At 71.8% G+C, this 16489-nt stretch carries 14 protein-coding genes; 4 read left to right on the top strand and 10 right to left on the bottom strand.

Going from position 1 to position 16489, the window contains the following annotated elements; translation table 11 throughout:
* Positions 1 to 23: 23 nt before the first annotated feature.
* The gene (locus tag HCU62_RS08895; protein ID WP_163297965.1) at positions 24 to 1334 is read left to right on the top strand and encodes an endonuclease Q family protein; all 1311 of its coding nucleotides are present in this window, start codon (positions 24 to 26) and stop codon (positions 1332 to 1334) included.
* Here HCU62_RS08895 and HCU62_RS08890 read toward each other — a convergent pair.
* From HCU62_RS08890 to HCU62_RS08870, 5 genes are read right to left on the bottom strand one after another with little or no spacing between them, the layout of a single operon-like run.
* Positions 1331 to 2197, bottom strand: coding sequence for an HDOD domain-containing protein (locus HCU62_RS08890; protein ID WP_163297966.1), 867 nt, complete (start codon positions 2195 to 2197; stop codon positions 1331 to 1333). The genes HCU62_RS08895 and HCU62_RS08890 overlap by 4 nt on opposite strands.
* Entirely contained in the window at positions 2184 to 2528 is a 345-nt protein-coding gene (locus HCU62_RS08885) for a hypothetical protein (RefSeq protein WP_163297967.1), read from the bottom strand. The genes HCU62_RS08890 and HCU62_RS08885 overlap by 14 nt, the downstream gene beginning before the upstream one ends.
* Before the next feature lie 6 nt (positions 2529 to 2534).
* Positions 2535 to 3863 (bottom strand): response regulator c-di-GMP phosphodiesterase, NosR family, encoded by a 1329-nt coding sequence (gene nosR, locus HCU62_RS08880; protein WP_163297968.1) that lies wholly within the window; start codon positions 3861 to 3863, stop codon positions 2535 to 2537.
* On the bottom strand, positions 3860 to 4708 hold the full coding sequence (locus HCU62_RS08875) for a response regulator (protein ID WP_163297969.1): 849 nt from the start codon (positions 4706 to 4708) through the stop codon (positions 3860 to 3862). Before HCU62_RS08875 ends, nosR begins: the two co-directional genes overlap by 4 nt.
* A 6-nt stretch (positions 4709 to 4714) precedes the next feature.
* Positions 4715 to 6436, bottom strand: a complete 1722-nt coding sequence (locus HCU62_RS08870) for a PAS domain-containing sensor histidine kinase (protein ID WP_163297970.1) — start codon at positions 6434 to 6436, stop codon at positions 4715 to 4717.
* Positions 6437 to 6730: 294 nt separating this feature from the next.
* On the opposite strand from HCU62_RS08870, the gene HCU62_RS08865 reads away from it, so the two are divergent.
* Positions 6731 to 7651 (top strand): ABC transporter substrate binding protein, encoded by a 921-nt coding sequence (locus HCU62_RS08865; protein ID WP_169755573.1) that lies wholly within the window; start codon positions 6731 to 6733, stop codon positions 7649 to 7651.
* A gap of 36 nt (positions 7652 to 7687) precedes the next feature.
* Positions 7688 to 10042, top strand: coding sequence for a response regulator (locus tag HCU62_RS08860; protein WP_169755572.1), 2355 nt, complete (start codon positions 7688 to 7690; stop codon positions 10040 to 10042).
* Positions 10043 to 10072: 30 nt separating this feature from the next.
* Here HCU62_RS08860 and lpxC read toward each other — a convergent pair whose 3' ends face one another.
* From lpxC to HCU62_RS08835, 5 genes are all read right to left on the bottom strand, one after another.
* Positions 10073 to 10990 (bottom strand): UDP-3-O-acyl-N-acetylglucosamine deacetylase, encoded by a 918-nt coding sequence (gene lpxC / locus HCU62_RS08855; RefSeq protein ID WP_163297904.1) that lies wholly within the window; start codon positions 10988 to 10990, stop codon positions 10073 to 10075.
* Positions 10991 to 11299: 309 nt separating this feature from the next.
* Entirely contained in the window at positions 11300 to 12247 is a 948-nt protein-coding gene (gene era, locus HCU62_RS08850) for a GTPase Era (RefSeq protein ID WP_163297905.1), read from the bottom strand.
* Positions 12240 to 12983 (bottom strand): ribonuclease III, encoded by a 744-nt coding sequence (rnc, locus tag HCU62_RS08845; RefSeq protein WP_163297906.1) that lies wholly within the window; start codon positions 12981 to 12983, stop codon positions 12240 to 12242. The genes era and rnc overlap by 8 nt, the downstream gene beginning before the upstream one ends.
* Before the next feature lie 39 nt (positions 12984 to 13022).
* Positions 13023 to 13436 carry a bactofilin family protein gene (locus HCU62_RS08840; protein WP_163297907.1) on the bottom strand — a complete coding sequence of 138 codons (414 nt, stop codon included), beginning with the start codon at positions 13434 to 13436 and terminating at the stop codon, positions 13023 to 13025.
* A 16-nt stretch (positions 13437 to 13452) separates the two neighbouring features.
* Positions 13453 to 14388: a M23 family metallopeptidase gene (locus HCU62_RS08835; protein WP_163297908.1), complete on the bottom strand. Its 936-nt coding sequence runs from the start codon at positions 14386 to 14388 to the stop codon at positions 13453 to 13455.
* A 430-nt stretch (positions 14389 to 14818) separates the two neighbouring features.
* On the opposite strand from HCU62_RS08835, the gene ilvD reads away from it, so the two are divergent.
* A complete protein-coding gene (ilvD, locus tag HCU62_RS08830; RefSeq protein WP_163297909.1) occupies positions 14819 to 16480 on the top strand; it encodes a dihydroxy-acid dehydratase in 1662 nt (553 codons plus the stop codon).
* The last annotated feature ends 9 nt before the right edge of the window (positions 16481 to 16489 follow it).

The raw sequence follows: 16489 nt of genomic DNA, 5'->3' as shown, positions 1-16489 counted from the left end.
CCCCGAGCACCGGAGGCAGCGACATGCCAGCGCCCACGAAGGCCCGGGGCGGGCGCCCCTTTCCGCCCTGGCGGCGGGACGTCTTCCTGGCCGACTTCCACATCCACTCCCGGTTCAGCCGGGCCACCAGCCGCCGGATGACCGTCCCGGAACTCGACCGCTGGGCCCGCCTGAAGGGCCTGGCACTGGTGGGAACCGGCGACTTCACCCACCCCGGCTGGCTGGCGGAGCTCGAGCGGGAACTCGTCCCCGACGGCACCGGCCTCTACGCCTGGCGGGGCAACCCCGAGGGCACCCGGTTCGTCCTCACCGCCGAGGTGGCCAACATCTTCACCCAGGGCGGGCGCAACCGCCGGATCCACACGGTGCTCTTCGCCCGCGACCTCGAGGTGGCCCGCGACATCCAGGCCCGGCTCCGCCTCCTGGGAAACGTCGCCTCGGACGGCCGCCCCATCTTCGGCTTCCCGGTGAAGCGCCTGGTGCGCCTCGCCCTGGAGGCCGACCCCGCCAGCTTCGTCCTCCCGGCCCACGTCTGGACCCCGTGGTTCTCCCTCTTCGGGGCCAAGTCCGGCTTCGACGCCCTGGAGGACTGCTTCGAGGAGGAGAGCGGGCACATCCGCGCCCTGGAGACGGGGCTGTCCTCCGACCCGGGGATGAACCGGCGCCTGTCGGCCCTGGATCGCTACACGCTCCTTTCCAACTCCGACGCCCATTCCCCGGAGAAGCTCGGCCGGGAGGCCAACGTCTTCTCCTGCCCCCTCGGCTACGATGCCGTCCTGGCCGCCATCCGGGACCCGGACCGGGGCTTCGAGGGAACCATCGAATTCTTCCCCGAGGAGGGGAAATACCACCACGACGGCCACCGGGCCTGCGGGGTGGAACTCGCCCCGGCCGCCACCCGCCGCCTCGGCGGCCGCTGCCCGGCCTGCGGCCGGCCCCTCACCGTGGGCGTCCTCCACCGGGTGGAGGAACTGGCCGACCGGCCCGAGCCCGGGACGCCCGACAGGGACCGGCCGGCGGTGCACCTCGTGCCCCTCGAGGAAATCGTCGCCGAGGCCCTGGGGGTGAAATCCGTGACGAGCCGGGTCCGAAGGGAGTACGCGCGGCTCGTGGCCCTGGCGGGCCCCGAGATGGAGATCCTGCTCTGGCGGCCCCTGGAGGAACTGGCCGCGGTGGTGCCGGAGCGGATCCTCCTCGGCATCCGCCGGATGCGCCAGGGACGGGTCTCCATCCGCCCCGGCCACGACGGGGTCTACGGCCGGATCTCCCTCTACGGGGAGGAACCGGCCGAAGAGGACGACGCCGGCCGGCCGGCGCAGCTCCCCCTCTTCTAGCCCCGGCCGCCCCCGTCGAAGAGGACGGCCGCCGTCTCGCCGACCCCCGCCAGGCACCAGTGGAGTTCGGCCACGAGGTCGTCGAGGTCCACGCCATCGAGCCCCAGCCGCCGCCAGGCCCCGGCGTCGATGGGCGGAACGAGGTCCGTCCCTCCGGACCCCACGCCGAAGGCCCGGACCAGGGCGTCGGCCACGTGGACCACGGCGGCGAAGGGATGCTCGCTCTTTCCGGGGGCGTGGTGATACCGGATCCCGTGGACGATGCCCTCGGGGAGCCGCCACTCCGCGGCCAGCCAACCGCCGAGGCCCGCGTGACCCACCGTGAAGGCCCTCTTTTCGACCTCGCGGATGAAACGATCCTCCGCCCGGGCCGCCTGGAGCACCCCGGCGAAGCCCTCGGGGAAGAGGCGGAGGAGGAGGAGCTTTCCGATGTCGTGGAGGAGCCCCGCCACGAAGGCGTCGTTCGCCTCGGGGAGGGCGGCCCGGGCGGCCAGGCGCTGGCTGACGAGCCCCGCGGCGATGGTGTGGACCCAGAAGGGCTCCGGCGGGAAGTCCCGGCTGGCGATCCCCCGGAAGGCATCCGCCAGGGAGATGGAGAGCACCACGTTCTGGACCGTCTGGAGCCCCAGCACCACCACCGCCTGGCGGAGGTCCGCCACCCGGTTCGGCAGGCCGTAGAAGGAGGAGTTCACCAGCCGGAGGATCCGGGCGGCCAGGGCCTGGTCGAAGGCGATCTCCTCCGACAGGGCCTCCACCCGGACGTCGGGATCGCGCAGGGCCTCGAGGAGCCGCGAGACGGTCTGCGGGAGCGCCGGGAGATCCGGGGCCTTCTGGAGGCGCTCGCGGACGTCAATCCGTTCCACGCCCCTCCCCTCCCCCGTGCCCGGCCAGGTGCCGCGCCAGCGCCAGGCGGATGGCCTCCATGAGGGGGTCCCCCGCCACCCGCCGGAACCGGGGGGCCAGGGCATCGAGGGCCGCCCGGACGGCCATGTCCGCCCCGCCCTCGGCCGCCGCCTCCGGGGTCTCGGCCACCGGCACCGAGTCGATCCCCTTCTCCGCCAGCCAGGCGAGGGCCTCCGGCGTGAGCGCCGTCCCGGCCCGGAGCAGCAGCTGCCCCTCCGGGGTATGGAGGTCACGGGCGAGCACCGCGCCCTCCGGCACCTCGCCCACCGGCATGCGGACGGCCCCCGCCATGCGCCCTCAGTCCTCCAGGCTCACGCGGACCCGGCCCGCGATGGGGTCCACCTGGTGGAAGTTCCGGAGCCGCATGATCTGGACCTCGTTGAGCCGCGTGCCGCGGGGCACGAGGAACCGCCCCGAGGCCGTCTTGATGTCGGCGGCAAGGCGCATCCCGGGCTCGAGTTCCTCGAGGGGAAGCGCCACCACCTTCCGGGGCGGCGCCTGGGCGGGGACCAGCTCCGCCAGGACCCGCACCACCTCCGGGTCGAACACCGTGCCGGCGAGGCCCGACATCCGCTCCAGGGCCTTGGCCGGGGCCACGCCCTCCCGGTGGACCAGGCCGTCCAGGTAGCTCGCCGCGTGGGTGATCATGGCGCCCACGGGGATCGCCACCCCCGGGAGCCCGTCCGGGAACCCCTGCCCGTCGAACCGCTCGTGGTGACTCCGGACGAGGAGGGCGGCCTGGCGGAGGAACTCGATCTTCTTCAGCAGGCGCTGGCCGAGCGCCGGGTGGCCGCGGTAGATCTCCTGCTGGGCCGGGGTCAGGCGGTCGGCGGGCACCTTGACCACCTCCTTGGGCGCCCCGATGAGCCCGATGTCGTGGAGGGCCGCCCCGATCTCCACGAGGTCGAGGTCCACGCCCTCGATCCCCATGCGCTCGGCCAGGCGGCGGGCGAGGGCGGCCACCCGGTTGGCGTGCCCCCCGAGGAAGGGGTCGTAGAGCTCCATGATCTCCACGAAGACCCGGACCGTGTCGCGAAAGTTGGTCTGGAGCCGGGCGTGGAGTTCCTGGAGCTCCCGGTGGCGGTCCTCCAGCTCCCGGGTCCGCTCGAGGACCTTCTCCTCCAGCCGGGCGTTGAGTTCCTGGAGCCGCTGGTTCTGCTCCTCGGTCACCTGGAGGAGGCGCCGGTTCTCGGTGACCAGGAAGTGCTGCAGGGCCGCCTGGCGCACCGTGGCCACGAGGTCCGACTCCTGCCAGGGCTTGGTGATGAAGCGGAAGACCTCCCCCTTGTTGATGGCGTCCATGGCCGCCTCCATGTCGGCGTAGCCCGTGAGCATCACGCGCACCACGTCCGGGGCGGCCTCCTTGATGGCGGCGAGGAGCTCCGTCCCGCTCACCTCGGGCATCCGCTGGTCGGAGATCACCACGGCCACCGGGTGTTCCAGGACGAGGTCCATGGCCTCCATGGGGCTCGTGGTGGCCAGCACCCGGTAGCCTTCCCGCCGGAGCAGCCGGTTGAGGGCCTTGAGGATGTTCTCCTCGTCGTCCACGAGGAGGACGGTCTGGACGTTTCCGCCGGGAGCCGCCGCCCCGCCCCGCGGCGGGGTCTCCATCACCTGGTCCGTCACGGTAGACCTCCTTCTTCCGGGCCGCCGTCCCGTTCGATCAAGACCACCACCCGCCCCACGGCCCCGTGGGGGTAGCGCACCGGCGCCGCCCGGACCTCCACCGGCGACCCCCCGGGCCGCTGGAGGACGCCCCGGAAGGAGGGGCGGCCGGGGCCGACTCCGGCGACCTCCCGGGCCGTCTCCGGGCCGAGCACCGCCGCCACCGGGGCCTCGAGGAGCACCGGATCGGCCCCGCCCAGGATCCGGCGGGCCCGGTCGTTGGCGAAGGCCACGAGGCCGTCGTCGCCCACCCCCAGGACGCCCACCGGCACCTGGTGGAGGACGTGCTGGTAGTTCTCGAGCACCCGGTTTCGGAGTTCGAGCTCCCGGGTCCGGTCCGCCACCCGCTCCTCGAGGCGGCGGTTCCAGTCCTCGAGTTCCCGGTTGCGCTCCCGGAGTTCCCGGGCGAGGCGGTCGTTTTCCCGCCGGAGCCGGGCCACCTCCAGGGCCTCCCGGACGACGGCCTTGAGCTCGTCGTCGTCCCAGGGTTTCAAGAGGAACTTGAAGACGTGGCCCCGGTTGACGGCCTCTGTGATGGCGTCCACGGCGGTGTAGCCGGAGAGGATCATCCGGACCGAGAGGGGGGAGATCTCCCGGGCCCGTTCCAGGAACTCCGTGCCGCTCATCCCCGGCATGCGCTGGTCGGCGACGATGACGTCCGCCGGCGTCTCCCGGAGGAGGGCCAGGGCCTCCTCGCCCCCCGTGGCGGTGAGGATCCGGTACCCCTCGCGTCGGAGGAGGCGCCGGAGGGCCGCAAGCACGTTCTCCTCGTCGTCCACGATGAGGACGGTCTCTCGTTCCGCCATGCCCCGCTACCCCCCGGCCGCGCCGGCGGCGGGCGCCGCCGGGTCCGGCTCCCCGGCGAAGTCCGCCTCCTCGAGGACCGGGAGGAAGACCCGGAAGGTGGTGCCCCTGCCGGGTTCGCTCTCCACCTCGATGGTCCCCTGGTGGCGCTGGACGATCTTGTAGGTGACGTGAAGGCCGAGCCCCGTCCCCTTCCCCACGGGCTTCGTGGTGAAGAAGGGCTCGAAGATCCGGTGGCGGATCTCCTCGGGGATGCCCTTTCCGGTGTCGTGCACCACGATCTCCACCCCCGGCCGCGGCGCGTCCACCGCCCGGGTGGAGACGGTGATCTCGCCCCGGCCCTCGATGGCCTGGGCGGCGTTCACCAGGAGGTTCATGAAGACCTGGTTGAGCTGCTGGGGGTAACAGAGGAGGAGCGGGATGTCGCCCAGGTCCTTGTGGACCTCGGCCTTGTACTTGAGCTCGTTCCAGACCACGTTCAGGGTGCTCTCGATCCCCCGGTTGAGATCGGCCCGCTTGAGCTCCGCCCGGTCCACTTGGGAGAAGTCCTTCAGATCCGCCACGATCTTCCGGACCCGCTCCGTCCCCTCGAGCGACTGCGCCACGAGGTCGTCCAGGTCGGCGAGCAGGAAGTCGAGGTCCGCCTCCCGTTCCGCGGCGCGGACGCGGGCGGCGAGGTCCGCCGCCTCCCCGGGGCCCTCCCGTTCCACGAGGGCGGCCAGTTCCCGGTAGAGTTCGATCACCCGGCGGAAGTCCGCCGCGTAGGACCGGAGCGTCTGGAGGTTGCTGCTCACGAATCCCACGGGGTTGTTGATCTCGTGGGCGACGCCCGCGGCGAGCTGCCCCACCGAGGCCATCTTTTCCGACTGGAGGAGATGCGACTGGGCCTCCTTGAGTTCCCGGAGGGCCTTCTCGAGCTGGGCGTTGCGGTCCTCGAGCTTTTCGAGGTTGCCCTGGATCTCCCGGTTGAGCCGCCGGATCTCCTCCTCCGCCGCCCGGCTCTCGGTGATGTCCCGGAGGACCAGGGCCACCTGCCCGCAGCGCCCCTCGCCGTCCGGAACGGACGCGGCATTGACCCCGAAGATCCGCCGCCCGAGGCGGCCGGAGAGCTCCAGCACCCTGGCGACGGCCCGGCCCTCCGAGAACACCTGCCGGACGGGACACGCCGCCGGGTCCGCCTCCGTCGGGCATTCGCGCCCCCCGTGCAGCTCGGTGCAGGGCCGCCCCGCCGCCTCCTCCACCCGGCACCCCATCCAGTGGGCCGCCGCGTGGTTCGCCAGGGTCACCCGGAAGTCCCGGTCCACGGCGAGGATCAGGTCGGGGACCGCGTCGGCCACGGCCCGGAGGCGGTTCCGGCTCTCGATGAGCCGGGCCTGGAGCTCGCGGGCCCCGCCCATGTCGAGGAGGAGGCCCACCACCGTCCCGCCGTCCGCCGCCTCCGGCACGAGCGCCGCGGTCACCGAGAGGAAGGCCGGCCCTCCCCCGGGGAACTCCCACTCGCACTCGAAGTCCTCGGCGTACCCCTCCGCCCGGAGCGCGGCCACGAGGTGGTCCCACCGCTCGGGCGGCCGGCAGCAGGCCCGGAGGGCGGCCTTCTTCCCCTTGCCGGGAGCCAGGCCGAGGACGCGGCGCCCGTGGACGTTGAGCTCGACGAGCCGGCCCCCGGGCGTGGCCCGGAAGGCCGCCTGGGGGATGAGGTCGATCAGGGACGGGTGATCGGATGCGGGCATGGGCGTTCCTCCGGGAAAACCGCGGCGGCCCCGCGAAGGGGTCCCTTTTCTCTATCGGTACCCCGGCGGGGAAGGTTGAGCCGCCGCGCCCGCGGCGCCGCTTGCCGCCGTTAAAATTTTTTTGGCAAAATCCCGATGGGTTCGATAAGTTGAAGAGGTTGGAGGTTGGACGTCCCGTTCCTCCCATAGCCGGGGCCGGAACGGCGCCCCGGGCATGCCCGCGGGCGCCGGCCCCACGAAGGCGACGCGTGTTCGACTGTGGAATCTTCCTCCCATAAGAACCCCCGCCCCCGGGTGGGCCGGGCCGCGACCCTGGCGGCGCTCTGCGCCCTGCTCCTCGCCCTCGGCCCCCCGGCGGCGCCGGCCGCCGAGACCACCGAGGTGGTGGCGGTGCTGGAGGGACGGCTCCTGCCCTACCTCGAGGCCTACCAGGGCATCTCCGAGGGGTGCGGGTGCCAGCCCGCCGCGGTCTGGCTGGACACCCCCGTGCCGCAGCGGGAGCTGCTGCGCCGGATCCGGGCGCGGCACCCCAAGATCATCGTGGCCATGGGGTCCAAGGTGCTCCGGCTGCTCCTGACCTCGCAGATCAAGGCCCCCATGGTCTACGGCCTGGTCCTGAATCCCTGGACCTTCTTCAACTCCCGGCCGAAGAACGTCACCGGGGTGGCCATGAACATCGCCCCGGAGGACTACTGGTGGGCGCTGCTCACCCTCCGCCCGAACGCCCGCCGGGTGGGCCTGGTCTACGACCCCACCCAGTCGGCCTTCCTGGTGGAGGAGGCCCAGCGGATGACCCGGAAGCACCACCAGGTCCTCGTGGCGCGGGCGGTCTCGAGCCCGGCCGAGGCCCTCCACGCCATCAAGGAGATCTCCCCCGAGATCGACGCCTTCTGGCTGCTCCCGGACACCACCGTGATCCGCCGGGAGATCCTCGATTACCTCCTGCTCAACTCCCTCCGGTACAAGTTCGTGCTCATGGCGCTCTCCGACAAGCAGGTGGCGGCCGGGGCGCTCTTCTCCTTCGATTTCGACATCCGGGCCATGGGCCGGGCGGCCGGCGAGATCGTCAAGGTCCTGCAGAGCGGCGTCCCGCCGTCCAAGGTGCCGTTGCGGTGGTCGCCGCGGCCGCGGCTGATCATCAACATGAAGACGGCCGAGAAGATCGGGGTCCGGGTCCCCGAGGACCTGGCCAAGGCCTCGCGCCTCTTCGACTAGCCGGCGCCGCCCCGGCGGCGGAGGCACACGGTGGCGATGAACCGGATCTCTCCCCAGCCCCAGCGGCGGCCCGTCACCTTCCGGGCCAAGCTCATGGCCGCCACGCTGGCCGCGGTGGCGGGGGCCTTCCTGGTGCTGCTCGGGGTCACGGGCTACCACGAGATGCGCTTCCTGCGCGAGAACTTCTTGAAGCGCGGGGAAAGCCTGGTGGAGGGCCTCGCCTCCGGAAGCCGCATCCCCCTCCTGGCCGAGGACGGGGACCGGCTCCGCGCCATGGTCCGGGGGCTTCGGTCCCGGGACGCCGTCCTCTACGCCGTCTTCTACAATGCCAAGGGGGAATACCTGGCCGGCGAGCTCTTCCGGCCGGAGGCCCGGTGCGCCTTCGACCGCCTCCGGGCCGCCCCGGCGCCGCCCCTCGCCCCCGGCGCCGTGGAGATCCGGGAGCTGGCCGGGCCCCAGGGCCGTTCCTACGAATTCTGGCACTCGGTGGCCTCCCGGCGGATGACGGAGATCGACCTCCTCGGCGGCCTCGGGGACGGCGAGGCGGAGGGCGAGATCCAGTCCATCGGCACCCTGTGCCTCGCCGTCTCCGGGGAGGAACTCGCCGCCACCGCGCGCCGCCTGCTGCGCGACGGGCTCCTCATCGGCGTCCCGCTCCTCCTGGGACTGGCCGGGCTCATCCTCGTCCTCGTCCGGCGCCTCGCCCGGCCCCTCTCCGACCTCGCGGCGGTCATCCGCTCGGTGGAGTGGGAAGGGATCCACCGTCCCGTGCCCGAGGCGGGCCCCGCCGAGATCCGCCAGCTCGCCGAGGACTTCAACCACATGATGGCGGCACTGGAGGAACGGCGGGAGCGGCTGCAGGCCTCGGAATCGCGTTACCGGCGACTCTTCGAGGGGATCCGCCACGGGCTGGTCCACCTGGGCCCCGGGCGCGAGATCCTCGACTGCAACCCCGCCTTCCTGGAGCTGCTGGGTATCCAGGAGTGCGGCGGCGCCGCGGGCCACCGCCTGGACGACTTCGCCTGGGACCCGGCGGGCGCAGACGCGCTCTGGGAGGCCCTGGAGGCCCGGGGCGGGGTGCACGACTGGCCGCTCGCCCTCCGGGCGCGTCACGGCGGCCGGCTCGAGACCCTCTTCTCGGTGGTCGCCCACCGCGACGAGACCGGGCGGCTGCAAAACGCCGAGGCCATGGTGGTGGACGTCACCACGCTCCGCAACCTCGAGAGCCAACTCCGCCACGCCCAGAAGATGGAGGCCGTCGGCACCCTGGCCGGGGGCATCGCCCACGACTTCAACAACATCCTGACCGGCATCTCCGGCTACGTGAGCATGATCCGGCCGCTGCCGGAGGTGCGGTCGCACCCCCTCCTCGCCAAGGCCGTGGCCGCCATCGAGAAGAGCGCCGACCGCGCCGCCCACCTCACCGGCCAGCTCCTCGCCTTCGCCCGCAAGGGCAAGTACCAGGAGACCCTGGTGGACCTCAACCAGCTGCTGGAAGAGGTGGCCCGCCTGCTCCGCGAGACCTTCGACCGTCGCATCGAGATCCGGACCGAGCTGGCCCCGGGCCTGCCCCCCGTCCAGGCCGACGGCGACCAGATCCACCAGGCGATCCTCAACATCTGCATCAACGCCCGGGACGCCATGCCGGAGGGCGGCGTCCTGACCCTGGCCACCGAGCACCTGCGGCTCGAGGAGGCATTCGACTGCCAGGGCACCCTCGTCCCCCCCGGCGACTACGTCCGGCTCACCCTCTCCGACACCGGCCACGGCATGGACGAAGAGGTCCGGGCCAAGATCTTCGAGCCCTTCTTCACCACCAAGGGCCCCCGGGAGGGCACGGGCCTCGGCCTCGCCATGGTCTACGGCATCGTCCAGAACCACGGGGGCCACATCTCGGTGGCCTCCCGGCCCGGCGGCGGGACCACCTTCCGCCTCTACCTCCCGGCGGCGCAGGAGACCGGCGGGGCGGCGGCCGAGACGCGGCCGGAGCCCGGCCCCGTGGAGGCGCTGGGGCGGGGCGAGCTGATCCTGGTGGTGGACGACGAGGAGATGATCCGGGAGCTGTCCACCGACATCCTCGCCCCGGCGGGGTACCGGGTGGTGACCGCCGCCGACGGGGCAGAGGCCCTGGAGCGCCTCGGGGAAGAGGCGGAGATCCAGGCGGTGCTCCTGGACATCATCATGCCCGGGATGGGGGGGCGGGAGGCCTTCGAGCGGCTGCGGGCCCGGGCCCCGGGCCTGCCCGTCATCCTCGCCACCGGCTACACCAAGGACCAGACGGCCCAGGAACTCCTCCGGGCGGGGGCGGCGGGCCTGGTGCTCAAGCCCTACAAGCGCGAGGAACTGCTGCGGGTCCTCCGGCGGGCCCTGGACCAGGCCGCCGGCGGGTGAGCCGGAAGGGAGGGCGGGGGAGAAGGGGCCTCAGGCCACGGCCACGGCCACGGCCGGGCGCGGCCGCTTCGGGACGGGTCGGACCTCGGCGTCGGAGCGCCGGCGCTCCACCACGCACCAGGTGCCGGGCCGGGCCTCCAGCTCGGCGAGCAGGGCGTGGTGCAGGGCGTGGCCGCTCTTCCTGGCCACGACCCGCCCGATCAGGGGCAGGCCGCAGAGGTAGAGGTCCCCGAGGAGGTCCAGGACCTTGTGGCGGACGAACTCGTCGGGGAAGCGGAGCCCGCCCCGGTTCAGCACCCCGTCGTCGCCGAGGACCACGGCGTTGTCGAGGGAGCCGCCCTGGGCCAGGCCGTTGCGCTTGAGGTATTCCACCTCGTGGAGGAACCCGAAGGTCCGGGCGCGGCCGAGCTGACGCGCGAAGGCCTCGGGACCCACGTCGGCCGAGAACCGCTGCCGGGCGATGAGCGGATGGTCGAAGTCGATCTCGAAGGCCACCCGGAAACCGTCGAAGGGCTCCAGCCGGACGAACTTGTCGCCCTCCCGGACCTCCACCGGCTCGAGGATCTCGAGGTAACGCCGCGGGGCGGACTGCTCCTCGATCCCCGCCGCCTCGATGAGCTTCAAGAAGGGCCCGGCGCTGCCGTCCATGGCCGGGACCTCCGGGCCGTCCACCTCGACCCTGGCGTTGTCCACCCCCAGCCCCGCCAAAGCCGCCATGAGGTGCTCGATGGTGCCCACAGAGCAGGTGCCGTCGCCGATGGTGGTGGCCATGCGGGTATCCACCACGTTGGCGGTGCGGGCGGCGATCCACCGCGCGGGCGTCTCGTCCACCCGGACGAAGGTGATCCCGGCGCCCGGATCGGCCGGGTGGAGGCGAACGGTCACGACCCGGCCGGAATGGAGCCCCACCCCCCGGGCGGCGACACTCCTTTGCAACGTCTTTTGCATGACGACCACTGGCATCTCCTTGGACCGGGGCGGCGAGGGCACACCCCGACGTCGAATCCTTGATCCGCCGGTCTATGAGCAAAAAGGGTGCCAATCTGGAGATAAATTTTTATTCTTTTATTCCAGCCAGTTATATGTGTACCGGTACATCAACACCCCGGGGCGGGACCTCGATGTCCCATCCGCCGTCCCGAAATGGGACCAAAATGTCTCACCTTGAGACGACCCCGGCCGCCGGGGTCGAGAAGAAACGGGGACCGGCGCGGAAGGCGGAAGGCCCCGGCAGCGGCGCGCCGGCGGCGCCCGCCCTCACTCCTGGCGGGCCAGCCCGAGCCGGCGCAGGGCCTTTTCGTCCCGGGACCAGTCCTTGAGGACCTTGACCCGGAGATCCAGGTACACCTTGCGGCGCCAGAGTTCTTCCATCTCCTCCCGGGCCATCCGTCCGACCTTCTTGATGAAGCGCCCGCCCTTGCCGATGAGGATCCCCTTCTGGGAGGGACGCTCCACGTAGATGGTGGCCGTGACCCGCCGGAGCCCGGTCTCCGGCTCGTCGGCGATGTCCTCCACCTCCACGGCGGTGGAATAGGGGACTTCCTGGCCCGCCAGGAGGAAGACCTTCTCGCGGATGATCTCCGCGGCCAGCTGGGCCGGGCCCTGGTCCGTGAGGGTCTCGGCGTCGTAATACGGCGGGCCCTCGGGGAGGAGGCGCAGGATCTCGTCCAGCACCGCCTCCACCCCGTCACCGTCCCGGGCGGCCACGGGCACCAGGGCGGCGAAGGGGTGAAGCCGGCCGAGTTCATCGAGGATGGGCAGCAGGTTCTCCTTGGCCACCTTGTCGATCTTGTTGAGCACCGCCACCACGGGACACCCCACCTCCCGGAGAAGATCCAGGATGGCCAGCTCCCGGGCGCGGTCGCGGTGGCTGACGTCCACTACGAAGACCACCACGTCCACGTCGTGCAGGGCCCGGGTGGCCCACTGGACCAGCACCCGGTTGAGGAGCCGCTTCGAGTCGTGGATGCCGGGGGTATCCACGAAGACCACCTGGAAGTTCTCCCCCGTGAGGATACCGCGGATCTGCCCCCGGGTGGTCTGGGGCTTCGGGGTGGTGATGGCCACCTTGGCCCCGAGAAACTGGTTGAGGAGGGTGGACTTTCCGACGTTCGGGGCCCCGACGATGGCCACCACTCCGGAGCGGTGGCCGGGCCGGGAGCCGGCGGCGGTCCTCTCGGGTCCTTCCCTGGCCGGGTCATCCATGGGGGACGTCCTTCCCGCCGGCGGCCTCGAGGGCCTCGAGGGCCTTGCGGGCCGCCGCCTGCTCGGCCTCCTTCTTGCTGGCGCCCTCGCCGGTGGCCAGGCGGCGGCCCTTCAGGGAGAGCGCCACCACGAAGTGCTTGGCGTGGTCCGGGCCCCGGGCCTCGACGACCTCGTAGGCGGGGGCCTCATGGTACCGTCTCTGGGTGACCTCCTGCAAGGCGCTCTTGTAATCGCCCAGTCCCCCCACCTCCTCGGCGTGTTCCAGGAGGGGGCCGAAACTCGACCGCACGAAGCGGAAGACGGCCTCGAGCCCCCCGTCGAGGTAGAGCGCCCCCACCAGGGCCTCGAAGGCGTCCGCCAGGATGGAGGCCTTGTGCCGCCCCCCGCTCCGTTCCTCCCCCCGCCCGAGGCGCAAGAGGGCGCCCAGGCCCAGTTCGCGGGCCGCGGCGGCCAGCCGCCCCTCGTTCACCAGGCCGGCGCGCATCTTGGTGAGATCGCCCTCCCGGAGACGGCCGCCGTAGCGGTCGAAGAGCAGGCGGCTGATGACGAGGTCGAGCACGGCGTCGCCCAGGAACTCGAGCAACTCGTTGTCCGGAGACGTATCCCCGTGCTCCACGGTGTAGGACCGGTGGGTGAGGGCCTGGCGCAGCAGCCCGGGAGACGAAAAGGTGTGGGAGACCCGGCGCTGAAGCTCGGCGAGGGGATCGGGAGAGGGCGAGGTCGGCGCCTCGGGCATCGGGACTCCGGCGCGGGGAAGACCAGGGCGCCCCGGCTGTCAGCCGGCGGAGCCGGGTTCTTCCTCGAGGACGGCGCTCACCTGTTCCAGCTGCGGCGGCGTCTCCTGCCCGACGCCGATCATGCGGCACATCCCGTCCACGATGCCCCCCTCGTTGATCACGAAGGTGGGCGACATGATGTCGCCCTTGACCCGGCCGGTGGAGGTCACCTCGAGGTGCCCGGTGGCCACGATGTTGCCGACGACCTGGCCGCCCACCACCACGGAGGTGGCCAGGATGTCGCCCTCCACCTTGCCGTTGGTGCCGAGGATGACGCTCCCCTTGGATTCCACCCGGCCTCGGATGGTCCCCTCCACGCAGATGCTCCGTTCCGAGAAACAGTTGCCCTCGAAGAGGGTGTTGGCACCGATCATGGCATCGAGCTTTTGCAGTTCCTTCTTCTTGGTGAACACGGCCCGCTTCCTCCGCCTAGCCGCCCCAGGCGTAGTTGGTCTTCATGTTGAGGATGTAGTGGGTGGGGTTGACGGCCTTGCCGTTGATCTTGACGATGTAGTGGACGTGGTGCCCCGTGGAAAGCCCCGTGTTCCCCATGAAGGCGATCACGTCGCCCCGCCGGACCCGGTCGCCCCGCTGGACGTTGAACCGGGAAAGGTGCCCGTAGATGGTGACGCAGGAGGGGGAGTGGCGGAGCTGGACGTAGCGGCCGAGGTACTTGTCGCGGCCGACCTTGACCACCGTGCCGTCGGCGGGGGCGATGATGGGGGTTCCGGGCCGGCCGGCGATGTCGAGCCCGTTGTGGAAGTCACGCCCCCCGGTGAAGGGGTTCACCCGCCACCCGAACCCCGACGAAATCCAGTAGTCGCTGGCCTTGACGGGGACGATGCTGGGGGTGTGATCCCAGCGCTCCCGGCGTTCCTTGATGTAGGCGAGGATCTCCTGGACGCTGTCGGCCAGGGCCTCCACCTGGGCCACCGCGGGCCGGTCCGCCGGGCGCTGCGGCACCTGGACCGTGCTCTGGGCGGCGGTGTCCTCCGGGGCGATGGTGGAAAGGTCCACCCCCGGCACCCCGCCCTGGCCGAGGAAGGCCTCGGGCGAGTCGGCCGAGGCCTCCTTCTCGAGGCCGAGGAAATCGCGGATGAGGGCCTCGTCCTTCTGGAGGTGGCGCACCTTCTCCATCACGGCGTCCAGCTGGCTGGCCTTCCGGGCCAGGACCTCGTGCTCCTGGCGGATGGCGCGATACTCCCGGTAGTAGGTGTAGGCCAGGTAGCCCGAGACCGCCAGGGAGACCCAGGAGGCCGCGACCAGCGCCAAGACCCCGTAGAAGACGACCCCGGGGCTGGAGAACATCCGCGGCCGCGACCGCGCCGACGGCAACCACATCACGGTGACTGTACCGGCTTTCATGCCTTCGCCTGCCTCTTCCCCCGCGCGGCCGCCGGCCATGCCGGCGCCGCGCCTGGTCGGCCCGCCCGAAACGCCGGGCGGCCCTTTCTATGGGCGTGAAGATGGATCAGCCCGTACCCCCCACGCGACGTCGAGGCGGCCGCCCCTCCCCAAAAAAACGGGGCGCCGCCCTGCCACTTCGCTATTCCATAGCCAAGAAACGCCTCGTTGGCAAGGGAAAAACGCACACAAGACCCCCTTGCAGTCTCGTTATCGATATTCGGCCGCAACTTCTTTAAACAAAAAAAGCGGCACTTTCGCCCCACGCCATCCCTTTGCGGGGCCGCCCGGGCGCCGACCCTTGGCAGGGCCGAAATCCGGGGTAAAGTGGGACGAAACGGGGAGGATCCGGCCCGCCGCGCCGGCCGGGCCTCCCGCAAAGGGGTGAATCATGCGAAGCGACAGGATGAAAAAGGGCCTGGAGCGGGCCCCGCACCGCTCCCTCTTCAAGGCCATGGGCTACACCGACGAGGAGATCCGGCGGCCGCTCATCGGCGTCGCCAACTCCTTCAACGAGATCATCCCGGGCCACGTGCACCTGCGCCAGGTGGCCGAGGCGGTCAAGGCGGGCATCCGCATGGCGGGCGGAACGCCGGTGGAGTTCGGCGGCATCGGGGTTTGCGACGGCATCGCCATGAACCACCTCGGCATGCGCTATTCCCTGGCCAGCCGGGAGCTCATCGCCGATTCCGTGGAACTCATGGCGCAGGCCCATCCCTTCGACGGCCTCGTCCTCATCCCGAGCTGCGACAAGGTCACCCCCGGGATGCTCATGGCCATGCTCCGCCTGGACATCCCGGCCATCGCCGTCAGCGGCGGCCCCATGCTGACCGGCTCCTGGCGGGGGCACCCGGTCAACCTCATCAGCGTCTTCGAGGGGGTCGGCCGGGTGAAGGCCGGCGAGATCTCCCGGCGCGACCTGGCGGAGCTGGAAGACGAGGCCTGCCCCACCTGCGGCTCGTGCGCCGGCATGTTCACCGCCAACTCCATGAACTGCCTCACCGAGGCCCTGGGGCTGGCCCTGCCCGGCAACGGCACCATCCCGGCGGTCAGCGCGGCGCGGCTGCGGCTGGCCAAGGCCACGGGCCGGCGCATCGTCGAGATGGTGGCCGAGGACCTCCGGCCCCGCGCCATCGCCACCCGCGCCGCCTTCGAAAACGCCATGGCGGTGGACATGGCCCTCGGATGCTCCACCAACACCGTGCTCCACGTACCGGCCATCGCGCGGGAGGCCCGGGTGCGGCTCCCGCTGGAGAGATTCAACGAGGTGAGCCGCCGCACCCCCCACCTGTGCAACCTCATCCCCGCCGGGCCCCACAGCCTCCAGGATCTCCACCTCGCCGGCGGCATCCCCGCCGTCCTGAGGTCCCTGGCCGAGATCGGCGGCCTCCACAAGCGGGCCATGACGGTCACCGGGCGGACGGTGTGGGCCAACGTGAAGGAGGCCGCGGTGCGGGACCCCGGGATCATCCGGCCGGTCACCGACCCCTACCACCAGGAGGGCGGCATCGCCATCCTGTACGGGAACCTCGCCCCCCAGGGCGCCGTGGTGAAACAGGCCGCCGTGGACGAAAGGATGCTCCGCCACCAGGGGCCGGCGCGGGTCTTCGACTCGGAGGACGAGGCCTACAAGGCCATCCTCGCCGGCCGCATCCGCAAGGGCGACGTGGTGGTCATCCGGTACGAGGGCCCCAAGGGCGGCCCGGGCATGCCCGAGATGCTCTCCCCCACCGCCGCCATCGTCGGCATGGGCCTCGACCGGGACGTGGCCCTCATCACCGACGGCCGCTTCAGCGGGGGCACCAAGGGCGCCGCCATCGGGCACGTCTCGCCCGAGGCCGCGGAAGGCGGCCCCGTGGCCCTGGTGCAGGAAGGCGACACCATCGCCATCGACATCCCCGGGCGCAAGCTCGAACTCCGCGTGCCCGAGGCGGAACTGGCCCGGCGCCGAAAGCGCTGGCGGCCCCGGCCGCCCCGGGTCCGGACGGGCTACCTCGCCCGCTATGCCCGGCAGGTGGGAAGCGGCGCCACCGGCGCCGTGCTCCCGGACTAGGCGCAGGAG

Origin of the sequence: Dissulfurirhabdus thermomarina (assembly GCF_012979235.1) — a bacterium.
Classification (GTDB): Bacteria; Desulfobacterota; Dissulfuribacteria; order Dissulfuribacterales; family Dissulfurirhabdaceae; genus Dissulfurirhabdus; species Dissulfurirhabdus thermomarina.
The sequence above is the reverse complement of the archived record's forward strand: the minus strand, read 5'-3'. Positions and strand labels throughout refer to the sequence as shown.

Excerpts from the sequence above, each read along its gene's own strand:
- HCU62_RS08895 (WP_163297965.1), top strand. The coding sequence starts at position 24 with ATGCCAGCGCCCACGAAGGCCCGGGGCGGGCGCCCCTTTCCGCCCTGG.
- HCU62_RS08885 (WP_163297967.1), bottom strand. The coding sequence starts at position 2,528 with ATGGCGGGGGCCGTCCGCATGCCGGTGGGCGAGGTGCCGGAGGGCGCG.
- HCU62_RS08875 (WP_163297969.1), bottom strand. The coding sequence starts at position 4,708 with ATGGCGGAACGAGAGACCGTCCTCATCGTGGACGACGAGGAGAACGTG.
- HCU62_RS08870 (WP_163297970.1), bottom strand. The coding sequence starts at position 6,436 with ATGCCCGCATCCGATCACCCGTCCCTGATCGACCTCATCCCCCAGGCG.
- HCU62_RS08860 (WP_169755572.1), top strand. The coding sequence starts at position 7,688 with ATGAACCGGATCTCTCCCCAGCCCCAGCGGCGGCCCGTCACCTTCCGG.
- lpxC (WP_163297904.1), bottom strand. The coding sequence starts at position 10,990 with ATGCAAAAGACGTTGCAAAGGAGTGTCGCCGCCCGGGGGGTGGGGCTC.
- era (WP_163297905.1), bottom strand. The coding sequence starts at position 12,247 with ATGGATGACCCGGCCAGGGAAGGACCCGAGAGGACCGCCGCCGGCTCC.
- rnc (WP_163297906.1), bottom strand. The coding sequence starts at position 12,983 with ATGCCCGAGGCGCCGACCTCGCCCTCTCCCGATCCCCTCGCCGAGCTT.
- HCU62_RS08835 (WP_163297908.1), bottom strand. The coding sequence starts at position 14,388 with ATGAAAGCCGGTACAGTCACCGTGATGTGGTTGCCGTCGGCGCGGTCG.
- ilvD (WP_163297909.1), top strand. The coding sequence starts at position 14,819 with ATGCGAAGCGACAGGATGAAAAAGGGCCTGGAGCGGGCCCCGCACCGC.